This window comes from Methanobacterium spitsbergense (assembly GCF_019931065.1).
GTDB classification, from domain to species: domain Archaea; phylum Methanobacteriota; class Methanobacteria; order Methanobacteriales; family Methanobacteriaceae; genus Methanobacterium_B; species Methanobacterium_B spitsbergense.
On the sequence record NZ_JAIOUQ010000013.1, the window covers coordinates 40,957 to 53,459 of the forward strand.

Annotated in this window: 14 protein-coding genes; 2 read left to right on the top strand and 12 right to left on the bottom strand. The window is 31.5% G+C overall.

Features of this window, described 5'->3' with window-relative positions:
* Nucleotides 1–127 precede the first annotated feature (127 nt).
* The 10 genes from K8N75_RS10420 to K8N75_RS10465 all read right to left on the bottom strand — a co-directional run bounded on the left by K8N75_RS10420 (nucleotide 128) and on the right by K8N75_RS10465 (nucleotide 6,758).
* Nucleotides 128–1,330, bottom strand: a complete 1,203-nt coding sequence (locus K8N75_RS10420; RefSeq protein WP_223791993.1) for a cation:proton antiporter — start codon at nucleotides 1,328–1,330, stop codon at nucleotides 128–130.
* An 87-nt stretch (nucleotides 1,331–1,417) separates the two neighbouring features.
* Nucleotides 1,418–1,669: a hypothetical protein gene (locus K8N75_RS10425; protein WP_223791994.1), complete on the bottom strand. Its 252-nt coding sequence runs from the start codon at nucleotides 1,667–1,669 to the stop codon at nucleotides 1,418–1,420.
* Nucleotides 1,670–1,942: 273 nt separating this feature from the next.
* The gene (locus K8N75_RS10430) at nucleotides 1,943–2,725 is read right to left on the bottom strand and encodes a hypothetical protein (RefSeq protein WP_223791995.1); all 783 of its coding nucleotides are present in this window, start codon (nucleotides 2,723–2,725) and stop codon (nucleotides 1,943–1,945) included.
* 170 nt (nucleotides 2,726–2,895) lie between these two features.
* Nucleotides 2,896–3,606, bottom strand: coding sequence for a DUF4012 domain-containing protein (locus K8N75_RS10435; RefSeq protein ID WP_223791996.1), 711 nt, complete (start codon nucleotides 3,604–3,606; stop codon nucleotides 2,896–2,898).
* Nucleotides 3,607–3,669: 63 nt separating this feature from the next.
* On the bottom strand, nucleotides 3,670–4,047 hold the full coding sequence (locus tag K8N75_RS10440; protein ID WP_223791997.1) for a hypothetical protein: 378 nt from the start codon (nucleotides 4,045–4,047) through the stop codon (nucleotides 3,670–3,672).
* 12 nt (nucleotides 4,048–4,059) lie between these two features.
* Entirely contained in the window at nucleotides 4,060–4,701 is a 642-nt protein-coding gene (locus K8N75_RS10445) for a DedA family protein (RefSeq protein WP_223791998.1), read from the bottom strand.
* Between the two features lie 19 nt (nucleotides 4,702–4,720).
* Nucleotides 4,721–5,299 (bottom strand): undecaprenyl-diphosphatase, encoded by a 579-nt coding sequence (locus K8N75_RS10450; protein WP_223791999.1) that lies wholly within the window; start codon nucleotides 5,297–5,299, stop codon nucleotides 4,721–4,723.
* Nucleotides 5,300–5,624: 325 nt separating this feature from the next.
* Nucleotides 5,625–5,954 carry a DUF8036 family membrane protein gene (locus K8N75_RS10455; RefSeq protein ID WP_223792000.1) on the bottom strand — a complete coding sequence of 110 codons (330 nt, stop codon included), beginning with the start codon at nucleotides 5,952–5,954 and terminating at the stop codon, nucleotides 5,625–5,627.
* Nucleotides 5,955–5,993: 39 nt separating this feature from the next.
* Nucleotides 5,994–6,284, bottom strand: a complete 291-nt coding sequence (locus tag K8N75_RS10460; protein ID WP_223792001.1) for an ArsR/SmtB family transcription factor — start codon at nucleotides 6,282–6,284, stop codon at nucleotides 5,994–5,996.
* A gap of 213 nt (nucleotides 6,285–6,497) precedes the next feature.
* Entirely contained in the window at nucleotides 6,498–6,758 is a 261-nt protein-coding gene (locus K8N75_RS10465; protein WP_223792002.1) for a hypothetical protein, read from the bottom strand.
* 523 nt (nucleotides 6,759–7,281) lie between these two features.
* Between K8N75_RS10465 and K8N75_RS10470 the strand changes: the two genes are divergently transcribed.
* Entirely contained in the window at nucleotides 7,282–7,785 is a 504-nt protein-coding gene (locus K8N75_RS10470) for a hypothetical protein (RefSeq protein WP_223792003.1), read from the top strand.
* Between the two features lie 152 nt (nucleotides 7,786–7,937).
* On the opposite strand, the gene cysK is transcribed toward K8N75_RS10470, so the two are convergent.
* Together cysK and K8N75_RS10480 are read right to left on the bottom strand one after the other, a co-directional pair.
* The gene (cysK, locus tag K8N75_RS10475) at nucleotides 7,938–8,924 is read right to left on the bottom strand and encodes a cysteine synthase A (protein WP_223792004.1); all 987 of its coding nucleotides are present in this window, start codon (nucleotides 8,922–8,924) and stop codon (nucleotides 7,938–7,940) included.
* Nucleotides 8,925–9,236: 312 nt separating this feature from the next.
* Entirely contained in the window at nucleotides 9,237–9,779 is a 543-nt protein-coding gene (locus K8N75_RS10480) for a methyltransferase family protein (protein ID WP_223792005.1), read from the bottom strand.
* Between the two features lie 215 nt (nucleotides 9,780–9,994).
* Here K8N75_RS10480 and K8N75_RS10485 point away from each other — a divergent pair, with 215 nt between their 5' ends.
* Complete coding sequence (locus K8N75_RS10485; RefSeq protein ID WP_223792006.1) at nucleotides 9,995–12,430, top strand: heavy metal translocating P-type ATPase; 2,436 nt, start codon at nucleotides 9,995–9,997, stop codon at nucleotides 12,428–12,430.
* Nucleotides 12,431–12,503 lie beyond the last annotated feature (73 nt).

Consider the following 12,503-nt stretch of genomic DNA (forward strand, 5'->3'; position numbering starts at 1 on the left):
GTTAAACGATTACAATAAGGAACTTTTATATTCACATTGACGTCAATCTAATCAAATATTTATATGTAGATCTAGTTGATCAAGGGAATGGCCATAAAAACTACCGTATTTGTATACAATGTTAGGTTTAATTTTTAGATTTATTCCTTTTTATGTAAAGTTTGGATAATGGTAAAGCAGTTGCACCATGTGCAACCACACTGAAAAATACAGTAACAAACACTGCTAAAATAAATGTATCTTGCCCGGGGAAAGTACCCAATCTTTCTAAAGCAATAAGGGCTAGAACTATTGATGCCAGTCCTCGTGGACCAAACCAACCCATAAATAAAACAGAATCCCAACTTACATGAGTACCAATCAGAGATATGACCACAGGTAACATGCGTATAAAAGTCAAACTCAAAATTGCATAGACAATAATCTGCCAACTAATAAACGGAATCAAACCTGCAAGTATAATTCCTAATAGGAAGAAAACTGTAAGATTTAAAAATTGACCTTCAGCTTCAGCAAAATCCATCATAACTTTCCCTGCATCTCTGGTAATATATCCTGTTGCTAAACCACCAACAAATGCAGCAATAAAACCACTACCTCCGATCTCATCGGCTATAATAAAGGAAAGAACGGCTAAAACAAGAAATGCAATTCTCTGATACTCTGGAGTGATCCATCCTTTGTCCCGGGATTTGATAACGATTCCAGATCCGATCAATCCTACCGATATACCCACCAATGCACCTAAACCTATCTGTTCGAGTGCTGTCTGAATGAAATATCCTGTTGGAGAAAAAGATTCTTCTGCTAAACCTATTGCAATAAATACCAGCAAGAAAGGCACAGATAATCCATCGTTTAATCCGCTCTCAACTTCTAGTGTTTCACGAATTCTACTGGGTATAGCTTTATTATTTACTACAATCTGTCCTAAAGCAGCATCGGTAGGTGCTAAAACAACACCTATTATTGCTGCTTCCCAAAAAGTTAGATTGGTGAAGATTAAAATAGCAGAAGTAATTCCGAGAACTATGGTTAAAATGAGTCCAATACTCAGTAACCTCGTTGTTAAACTGTTTAATTTAATATCGCCCAAATCAACACGTGATGCATCTGTGAAGAGTACCAGTACCAGAGCTATTTCTGCTATCAACAATACTATTGTAGATATTGGAGGTTTTGTAACGTCAATATAACCTGTAACAAGCCAACCAACCAAGATTCCTGCAAAAATGAATATCATCTGAGCGCTGATTGGGAGTTTATCAATTTTACTGGAGATTACAGCAACAATAAAAACCAGTATTAGAAAGAATAATAGTTCAATCATAATTCTTCAACAGTTAAAATATTATCTTTCTCGGATAAAAATATTTCTTTATTTTAATCAGCAAAAGAGTTGGTAACTCCATCTATATTATTTTTTAAGTGCTTCTATTAGTAGGGCAAATATTATAACCAAATATCCTAACGATCTGAATGTAATTATTAATATATTTGTACTTGTAATTCCCAAGAGTATTGCCAGGTGTGAAAAAGCAAAAAGTGCGAATGCAAGGGAGATATATAGGGCTAAAAGATATTTTTTAATTTTAAAAACCCAAAGTCCCAAAATAACAATTATTAAAGATAAAATTAAGTTCAAAGTAGTTGTAACGTCAAATACCATTAAATTACCTCCTAATCAGTATATATAATATATATTTCGAGGTTTATAATCTTAACAAACCTATAGTTGAAAAGATTAATCTTTGCAGATTAAACTAGAAAAGGAAAATTTTGTGTATTTAATTTATTATAATATCTTTATTTTTTCCAAAATTCTAGAATATTCTGAAACTAGCAGAAATAATATGGATTTATGAATAATTGAACTAAATTTTCTTTTCATATTTAAAAAATATGTTATATAATATCCGTTCTAGTTTTTGATTGGTAAAATTCAACCTCCATATGATGCGGTATTGTTTTGATATAACTGTGTATAATATTTGCTGACATTTGTGTTTACTTTTTTATAATCCAAATTTAATTGGCCATGATTATAATAATATTGTAGATCTGATGCATGTATTAATTCAAAATTTCTATATGGATTGTTTAAATATGGAGATATCAATCCTGAGAGCGTGTACACATAAGCAGGTATTAGTCCATATGTTTTAGTTAATATTTGGAAGTAAAGTGGAAATCCTTCTCCAGGAGTTATTATGGGGTTTCCTTCCCGTACTGTTCCTTTAAAAACCATTGGAATGGGACCTTTTTGACCATGTTCTCGTGCAAGGGAATTAACATGTGACATCATTTCATCATAGTTGTTATAGACTGTTCCATCTGACATATATTTATATCTGCCAACTGGAACACCAAATATGGCTACTTTAAGCGAGTCAAAGAAATTTACCTGACTAAGGTTAATAGAACCCATGCCCTGAGTATCTATAAATGCCACTTCTATAATGTATACATTTCCTTCTTGATAACTACGATAGTTGGAACCTCCATACATCTGTAATACCATTGCAGTTTGAGATCCTTTATTTTCAGCTTCTTTAGAAAGGAGTTCAGAGTGGGGGTGGCCGGGATACATATCTGGATTTGCCAGTTTAACAAATGCAAGTCTTCCCATAGGATCTATTGGACCAGTTGAAACTTTAATGTAAGAATAGCCCAATATCAAAGCTAACAGTATTATAGCAATCAAAGACCATTTCTTTTTACTCATAAATTATTCACCTTTTGACAACAATCTTAATAAAATATGTTAATTGAATCAGATCTAAATTAATGGTTAAACAACTTTAAAATGATTAGTTGTTGAAAATATTTTAAAATAAAAAAAAATCGGGCTTTAAAATTTAAATTCATTACCATAAAGCCTCATATTATTTTTTTTTATACTAATTTTAGCCCCTTGGAAATTGCGAATTGAGTCATAAGGTCATTTGGTATGATCACTATGTTTCCTGAGAGATACTGTTGTGTTACTGTTTGGAAAAGTGATGGTGCTTTGGTCGGATTCTTTGCCGCTTCTAATATGGGGTTCATTATGAGATCGGTTGCTTGTCCTCTAGTCAGTGTACTATTTTTTTTCTCAGTTAAATTCCTTATAACATCGATACTATTGTTGGTTATAGTACCATAACCCGGAATATTAATTGGGCCAACAGTTGCTACTACCGCATCAACAGCTGGGGGTGTTAAAATTACAACGGCATCGGTTTTGATTCCTGTATTTTCCTGGACAATTGATTGTGCATCTGCAGCATCAGCTGCTGTATCTTTATTCCATAATGCATCATTAAGTTTTAATTTATCTCCTCCGGCTGCTGCAGGTTCTGGTAATGTGGAGGAAACCATTCCACCAGGATAAATTGGTGTAATATTCTTTACATCACCATCTGTCACATGTATTGCATAAGCCATATCAACAGCCCCAATTCCTGGCCTTTTTTCATTTGTATCTGCCAACAATACAAGAACATTATGATCTCCTTTCATAACATTTGTTGAAGCTGGCTGTTCATACTGATATATTACGTAACCAGTGGACACACTTATCAGTGCCAATATAACTATTAACACAATTAATTTTTTTCTTATCATATCCACCACGACCTAACTTTTATTTTTTAAATTTTCATTATTTATTCAATTAAACCCTTAAAATTATGATTTGATAAAACTTAAATTATTCAACAGAGTATCCATTTGTATTTTTGTAATTTTTGCAATAAAACCACCAATTACCATGATTAAACCTGGAATTATTAAAAAACAGATAAAATCAACGAATGATGAGCTATAGGTTTTGTTAACGAATAATTGATAGATAATTAGGACTACAGACACACACATGCCCGAGATTAGTGCTATTCGTGATTTTCCAATATTCGAGGTGTAAGTTGCTATATATCCACCTACAATTAGAATAAATAAAAATAGATCTGTTGTAAGAGGAGGATTATTCAAGATAACTAAATTTACAAGAAATATAAATCCTATTACAATTCCTGTTGCCAATAATATGCTGTATCTACTTTTCATCAAAGATCACACTCATATTTCCTTTGAATTATTTTTGATAGATTTTTTTTCAATGTATTTGTAAACCAAATATCCAACGATTATTAATACGCCTATTCCAACTATTATATCGAGTATATGGAAATATCCTTTGATAATTTCCCAATTCGGACCCAGTTGAACTCCAATATAACCTAAAACAAAACTCCATGGTAATGAACCAATGAATGTGTATACAGCGAACTTCTTCAAATCCATTTGTGCAATTCCAGCAGGTAGTGATATGAATGTACGTATGACTGGTAGAACTCTGCTTATTAAAACAGCCTCTCCACCATATCTTAAAAACCATCTATCTGCAAGTTGAAGTTTGCTCTCTGTAATGCGTAAATATTTACCATATTTAGTAAGTAATGGTCTTCCTCCCTTTAATCCTATGAAGTAAGCAATTAAAGATCCTATAAGGTTACCAAATGCTCCAACAATTGTAATTCCAATTAATGTCATATTGGTGTTACCCTGCCACACAACAAATCCACTAAATGGCATTATAATTTCACTGGGAATAGGTATACAAGCACTTTCAAGTGTCATTCCAATTAACACACCCCAATAACCCAAGCTACTAATTAAATTAATTGCAAAATTACTTACAAATTCTACCACGCTAATCATAAAAATACCACCAAAATTCTTATTTTCTTCCTATTCTCCTTATTTTATAATAAATCCCTTTGATTACCGTATTCAATGGAATAAATTTGTCTTTAAATTGGAAAATAATAATTATACTTATTATTGAAACTAATAACGACCCCAAGATGTCTAATGGGAAGTGTACTCCGCTGAAAATTCTAGCAAAAGCTCCTATGAATCCTAATATTAAAAATATAAAACCTGCCACTCTTGTTTCTTTGAAATATATCAACATCAATGCCAATGAAAACATCAAAGTAGCATGATCAGAAGGGAATGATGTTTCAGCAGGATACTGGAAGAGAAGAGTTCCAAGATTTATCATGAACGGTCTTGGATGAAAGTAAACTAGTCCGATAATATAATTAATTGCAAGTCCAAGTATTGCTGCATAAACACCAAAAAGTACTATGTCACGACTTCTGTTTACATTTTTAAACCATAAATAAACCAGGCCTAAGATGATTATTACAGGCATATATTTAGCTGTAATTATTGCCAAATTGTCAATTATTGGATTTAAACCAGCATACTGGTTTATTAAATGGTATATTGCAAAATTTATTTGTTCGATCATGAAATTAACTCCAAATATTAAGATGATATTATGATTTTATATAATATTCCAGCATCCATCTTCGATTTTACGGATATAAAAACCATAATATAAACGAATTTAAAATAATGTAGTGGTATTGATTCGTGAATTGTAATATGAAAAGCTATATTAAAGTATTTATGCCGAAGTTACACCCCAATCATTACCCATACACAACCCAACTATCAATTAAAATATCTAAAAAAAAAAAATAATATCATTAAAAAAGTTTGATATTCAGGTTATTTGATCATTTATTATATCTATGAACCGTTTAAAAATAGAAAAAAAATCTATAAAATATTTAGTCCCATGTTATTATAAATAGAATAGTCAATGCAATTAATTGTGCTGTGGTAACAGAAAGCAGAAATGCGTAAACTACTGTACCACCTAATTCATGCATTTCAATACCGAGAACTAAAAATATGGCTAGACCTACTATTGCAAGAATGTTTTGGATTAATAGAATTAATGCGAAGTATAACAATCCGGTGGTAAATTTAGATTTTAATTGATTGTAACTGGTCCAATAAAAGTAAAATAATGCTGATAATAATCCAACATTAGCAATTCCAATTAAAATTGCTGCGGATATAATCAACCTATTTAAAAATACTAATTCTATCGTCATTTTTACCTCTTAGCCTAAATTTTGTATTTACAAAATTATTTATTTTTCTATAAATTTATCCCAGATCTCTTGAAAAATTTCATAGTTATTCTCAACTTCATCGGAAAGAAAATATAATTTACTGTAATCATCTCCAGTGGGTTTAACAATATTATTTTCCTCTAAAATTTTAATATGATGTCTAACAGTTTTATAAGATAAATCTAGTTCCTTTGAAAGTTGATTCGGATTATAAGGTCTGTCTTTAAGCAATTTAATTATCCTGGCACGATTTATACCACCACGTTTACCAGTTATCAACCACCAGAGTAGTTTCTTCAAATGTTCCATAGACTCAAACCCTAATTTACTAAAGAAATCTTTAACTAATGATTTATGGTAATTGCTATAATTAAATATTGACTTAATATCCTATGTATAAATTCCATATATTATTATAATAGATTTATCCGAGATATAAAAAAAATTATTTAATTGATACAATTAGATTTGAAACATTAAGTAAAAAATCTATGAAGTTAAGAATAAAAGAAAAATAAAATATTATTTAATATCATCCACTATGGAGTTATAATATTCCTTTAAAATCTTAGGACAATCAGGACATTCTTCCATTGAACGATTCAATGATAAATCAATTTCCCTATTTTTCCTTTGAATTTCAACATTTGTTACATATTCGTGTTCTAAAAATTTCTCTTTAATTATATCTAACTTATCAGAGGGTATAGTCACATCTGAAATTAGTATAGTAGACTTATCTTGTCCCGTATGTCCAACAATATGTCCAATAAATTCTACCATTTTTTATCACCATTATTATATATGGTCATCAAAATTTAAATAATTTTCTTTGAACATAACATAAATTTCATGGGTTAGATTAACTTTTTAAAGCATTAAATCATTTTAATACATACAAAAATATTATCTCTGGTTGCAATGAAAAATGGTTATACTCATACTCAAACATGCATGGATATATATTGAGATTGATATATAAAATTGTTAATTTGTATTAAGTTTTTGTTCAAATGGAAAGAATTCGTTCAGAGTTATCTTATGATATCTATACAATGTTTCAATTTTTATTCTAGTTCCTTTCATTGAGAATAGTATTAAAAATGCGGAATCATTTTCAAATTGAGTAATGAATATTTATTGTAATTCAAGGAAGTGATTTCCAAAAACTTATGTAAGAAACGAAACTAGTATTACATTATGAGATTGGGTGTAATTTTGGGAAAAAATTCTTAACTTCTATTCTTTTAATAAGGTTTTTCATAATTGTTATTGGAGTAGTTAAGGATGTTGAAATGGTGATTTTATGAAAAAAATATTTTTAGGCATTATAGGATTGTTATTAGTTGTAATAATGGTATCTGGATGTACTGATTCGGTTTCCCAGACCACCAAACATTTTGATAATGGTGTTATTGCTTTTGATTATCCTTCAAATATGGTAATTGAAGATCATGGAATTTACGGTATTTTCGTAAAAGATGGGTCAACAATAGAGGTTAGTATGCTAATAAAAAATTATAATACTTCTAACTCAAATTATACAATTCTCAGTGATAACAACATTAAATATCTTGATCCCAACACGAATGCTACCAAGAAAATAATTAGTGGAAGAACTGCATATGATTTAGTTTCGAAAAGTATTGGGAAAAATGGGGAGACAATAACTAGTTATTCCACATTTATAGATATTGGGACAGGTCAAATGGACATATCTCCAAGTTTTGAATCTAATATAAATGATCAAAAGGATACATCATTTTATAAAACGTATCAAATGATAGTTAATAGTTTCCAGGTTAAATAAACGTCTCCACTTAGATTAATCTTGCTGTAATCATTGTTTTTGCCATTTAAAGATTCCAATTTTTCCTTTTTTTTATTTTAAATTGTAATCTTGAAAAATGGTTATTATCATATTTAATTTACCAATAGATTATAATTCAATAATCTATTATCTTAGTCCGTGGAATCTAATAATTCTGCTGTTTTGAATATTTCTTCAAAAACCCAGTTCATACTAAGGTACCTCTCTCCTGTATCGGGTAGGATTACAACTATGAGTTTTCCTTTGTTTTCTTCTTTTTTGGCAAGTTGAAGTCCTGCATAGGTTGCTGCGCCTGAAGATATACCTGCAAGTATTCCTTCTTCTCTTGCAAGTGCTAAAAGAGTTTTTGCTGCATTGTCATCTGAAACCTGTATAATGTCATCTATAACTTTTGTATCAAGCACATCAGGCACAAAACCCGGTCCTATACCCTGTATTTTATGAGGCCCAGGTTTTCCACCAGACAGCACAGGGGATGTAGCAGGTTCAACAGCTATGGCTTTAACTGCAGGATTGAGTTCTTTAAGTGCCTGGCCCACTCCCGTTATTGTACCGCCTGTTCCAACTCCTGAAACAAATATATCTACCTTTCCTTCTGTATCTCTCCATATTTCCTGTGCAGTTGTTTCCTTGTGTATCTTGGGATTGGCATCATTTTTAAATTGCTGCGACATCACAGCATTTGGCATTTCAGTTACAAGCTCGTCTGCTCTTGCAATGGCTCCTTTCATTCCATCAACACCTGGTGTTAATACAATCTCTGCTCCGAGCAGAGTCAGTAGTTTTCTACGTTCAATTGACATTGTATCAGGCATGGTCAGGATAAGCCTGTATCCTCTTTGTGCTGCAACAAATGCAAGACCAATTCCTGTGTTTCCACTTGTAGGTTCGATGAGTATACTATCTTTAGTAATTACTCCGGCTTCTTCGCCTGCCTCTATCATTGCAACTCCAATTCTGTCCTTAACACTTGATAGGGGGTTGAATGATTCAAGTTTAACTACTACATCAGCTTTTGAGTCTTTTGTTAATTTATTTAACCTTACTATGGGGGTGTTACCAATTGTTTCTGTAATGTTATTTAAAATTCCCCTTGTTAATGTAGGTATTTTAACCATTTTTCCACCTTCTTATATTAAAATTAATATATTTTACTATACTTATATTGTCTATTGTTACTTAATAAAATTTCCTTTTAAACCGTAAAAACCCTTAATACAAGTTTATTACTCTTGAAATCTCTTTTCAATTTTAATCCGTAATTAATAATATAATAAAGAAAATTAACATTATATAAAACATCTAAAGGGTATTTAAAAAATTATTCAATCTTGATTAAAAAAAATATTAGCTTCAATTTTTTTTATTCTCAATTAATATACTATACAAGTTTTGAGTACTGTTTGGTAACAATAAATTTCAATTTGGGCTTATTTTTTGTATGATTTTTTATATGGGATAAATAATGGTACGTTTCTCTTGTATGAGAGGTATTTTTTCCCGAATTTCTGGGATAATTGATTTTCTTCTGATTTTGCTGTGAAATAGAATAAAAACAGGAATAAAACAGAACTGATTAAAATGAATGTGAATGGTAAAACCAAGAACCATCCCAAAATCAAAATGGTAGCTCCAAAATACATGGGATTACGTGTATATCCATAAATTCCTGTAGTTACCAATTCTTCTTCGTTTTCATATCCAGATGCAGAATATGTTAATTTTAAATCTTTAATACCTTTATATATGGTCCATACCGCTGTTATTATTAAAATTACTCCAATAATTATTCCATAAGGATAAATAAATGACAAATACCATGGTAGATGAAGTAACAATGTAATTCCTATGGGGATTAATATAAATAAAACTAAAAATGTTAACACAAGTTTAATAAACGGTATAAATGATCGGCTTTTACGTTTTTCAACCTTCCCCTTTGCATCTTCTTTATCGCTTCTTATAACAATCATATTTAAGCACCGTTTATTGAATTAACTCTTTAACTATTATTCATAATCCCATTATTAATCTATTTTTCTGTAAACCTAAAATTCAAATTCAAATTGAGTAGATTATACATTTAATCTTTGATACTAAAATTATTATTACATCCCTAATATTAGATAAAAATTATTAGTCAAGAAAAACAAATAACATGTTACGTTAACAATTATGGGGAAAATAAATGGCAGAAAAATCCAAAAAAAAGGCAGAGATCAAAGTTTCTGGAATGAGTTGTGCATCTTGTGCATTAAATGTTGAAAAATCATTGAAAGGTCTTGAGGGTGTAGATGAAGCTAATGTTAACATTGGTACCGAAAAGGCAACTGTTGAATATGATCCTGAAAAATTGAAACTTGCTGAATTGGAAAATGCAGTAGAAGAAGCAGGATATGGAGTAGTGAATGAAAAAGTTATTCTTAAAATTGGTGGAATGACATGCGTTATGTGTGTAAAAGCCATAGAAGATGTGCTAGGTAAACTTGATGGAATTAGCAATGTGACTGTTAATCTCACATCTGAAAAAGCCTATGTCACATATAATCCTCAAATGGTTTCAATAACTGATATGAAAAATGAAATTGAGGATCTGGGCTATCAATATCTGGGTGTTGAAGGTAAAGAGTCTGAGAATCTTGAAGAAGAATTAAGGGAGAAGGATCTTAAAATTAAAAGAAAGCGAATGTTGGTATCGTTTGGTTTTGGAATTCCACTGGGAATTTTAACCTTCGTTACATGGCCACTACCAATTTCATTCTCACTATTCAGTTTGATAGTATCAATCATACCCTTTATCTATGTAAGTTATCCAATATTCTCTGCTGGTTTCCGATCATTAAAGAACAGACATTTGGATATGGATGTCATGTACTCTATGGGAGTGGGAGTTGCCTATGGTTCAAGTGTTTTAGGCACATTTAGTATTGTTTTAAATCCACAATTCTTATTTTATGATACAGCACTTTTACTAACAGGATTCCTTACATTAGGAAGATATTTAGAAACCAGAGCAAAAGGAAGGACTTCAACTGCCATAAAAAAACTGGTTGGATTACAGGCAAAAACAGCAACAATTCTCCGAAATAATGAGGAAATAGAAATTCCAATTGAAGATGTTCAAATGAATGATCTTGTAGTTGTTAAGCCGGGTGAAAAGATCCCCACCGATGGTGAAGTGGTAAGCGGTGAAAGTTATGTTGATGAATCAGCAATAACAGGAGAACCGATTCCAGTCTTAAAAGATACGGGTAAATCTGTTGTTGGTGGAACCATTAATCAAAATGGTATAATAAGATTTAAAGCCATGAAAATAGGTAAGGATACAGTACTTTCTCAAATAATTAAACTGGTTGAAGATGCCCAGGGTTCAAAACCGGATGTACAGAGAATAGCAGATACTGCGGTAAGTTATTTTATACCAACAGTACTGACAATAGCAGTTGCAGCCTTTCTATTCTGGTATTTTGTTTCTGGAACAACCCTTATATTTGCACTCACAGTTCTGATTTCTATTCTGGTTGTTGCATGTCCATGTGCTCTGGGATTGGCATCACCAACAGCGGTTACCGTTGGTATTGGTAGAGGGGCTGATTTTGGAATTTTAGTTAAAAATGGTGAAGCATTAGAAGTATCAGAAAAACTCACCACCATACTATTTGACAAAACAGGAACACTCACCAAGGGTAAACCCGAAGTTACTGATGTATTTACAATGGGATTTGATAATAAAGAATTATTAAAATTCGCTGCCAGTGTTGAAAGAAATTCCCAACATCCGCTTGGAGAAGCATTGGTCAGGAAAGCACAGGCAGAAAATGTAGTTTTGGTTGAAAGTCAGAATTTTGATACTGTTGGTGGAAAAGGAGTAGTAGCAACAGTTGAAGGTAAACGGGTACTTATAGGAAACAAAGCTATGTTAAAAGGTAATGGATTCATGATATCTGATGAATATAATGAAATAATATCTGAATTTGGAATTGCCGGCAAAACAGCAGTTTTAATTGGGATTGATAACGAATTAGCGGGTATAATTGCAATAGCAGATACTTTAAAGGAAAATGCCAGCAAAGCCATTGAAGGCCTTAGAAAAATGAACCTCAAAGTGGTTATGATAACAGGAGACAATGAAAAAACAGCCATGGCCATAGCAAAACAGGCCGGAATTCATGATGTAATTGCGGAAGTTTTACCACAGGATAAATCTGATGAAGTTAAAAGACTTCAAGATGCAGGAGAGATAGTTGCATTTGTAGGTGATGGTATTAACGATGCACCAGCACTTGCCCAATCAGATGTTGGAATTGCAATAGGAAGCGGTACCGATGTGGCTATAGAAAGCGGTGAAATCGTTCTAATAAAAGATGATCTTAACGATGCTATTGCAAGTATACAATTGAGTAAAAAAGTTATGTCCAAGATAAAACAGAATTTATTCTGGGCATTTGCCTACAACGTTGTGCTAATACCTGTTGCAGCAGGAATACTATATCCATTCTATGGTATCACATTCAGGCCGGAATTTGCAGGATTAGCAATGGCATTAAGTTCAGTTTCTGTATTAACCCTTTCATTACTCTTAAAAGGATATGTTCCTCCTGCAAAACAAACAAAACACCACTAAATTGAATTAATAAAATATTTTTTTGAAAATTATATGCACGAATTTGTTGTAATTCATATTTTAATATTTTTTG

Coding starts and splice junctions, on each gene's coding strand:
- K8N75_RS10420 (WP_223791993.1), bottom strand. CDS start 1,330: ATGATTGAACTATTATTCTTTCTAATACTGGTTTTTATTGTTGCTGTA.
- K8N75_RS10425 (WP_223791994.1), bottom strand. CDS start 1,669: ATGGTATTTGACGTTACAACTACTTTGAACTTAATTTTATCTTTAATA.
- K8N75_RS10430 (WP_223791995.1), bottom strand. CDS start 2,725: ATGAGTAAAAAGAAATGGTCTTTGATTGCTATAATACTGTTAGCTTTG.
- K8N75_RS10435 (WP_223791996.1), bottom strand. CDS start 3,606: ATGATAAGAAAAAAATTAATTGTGTTAATAGTTATATTGGCACTGATA.
- K8N75_RS10440 (WP_223791997.1), bottom strand. CDS start 4,047: ATGAAAAGTAGATACAGCATATTATTGGCAACAGGAATTGTAATAGGA.
- K8N75_RS10445 (WP_223791998.1), bottom strand. CDS start 4,701: ATGATTAGCGTGGTAGAATTTGTAAGTAATTTTGCAATTAATTTAATT.
- K8N75_RS10450 (WP_223791999.1), bottom strand. CDS start 5,299: ATGATCGAACAAATAAATTTTGCAATATACCATTTAATAAACCAGTAT.
- K8N75_RS10455 (WP_223792000.1), bottom strand. CDS start 5,954: ATGACGATAGAATTAGTATTTTTAAATAGGTTGATTATATCCGCAGCA.
- K8N75_RS10460 (WP_223792001.1), bottom strand. CDS start 6,284: ATGGAACATTTGAAGAAACTACTCTGGTGGTTGATAACTGGTAAACGT.
- K8N75_RS10465 (WP_223792002.1), bottom strand. CDS start 6,758: ATGGTAGAATTTATTGGACATATTGTTGGACATACGGGACAAGATAAG.
- K8N75_RS10470 (WP_223792003.1), top strand. CDS start 7,282: ATGAAAAAAATATTTTTAGGCATTATAGGATTGTTATTAGTTGTAATA.
- cysK (WP_223792004.1), bottom strand. CDS start 8,924: ATGGTTAAAATACCTACATTAACAAGGGGAATTTTAAATAACATTACA.
- K8N75_RS10480 (WP_223792005.1), bottom strand. CDS start 9,779: ATGATTGTTATAAGAAGCGATAAAGAAGATGCAAAGGGGAAGGTTGAA.
- K8N75_RS10485 (WP_223792006.1), top strand. CDS start 9,995: ATGGCAGAAAAATCCAAAAAAAAGGCAGAGATCAAAGTTTCTGGAATG.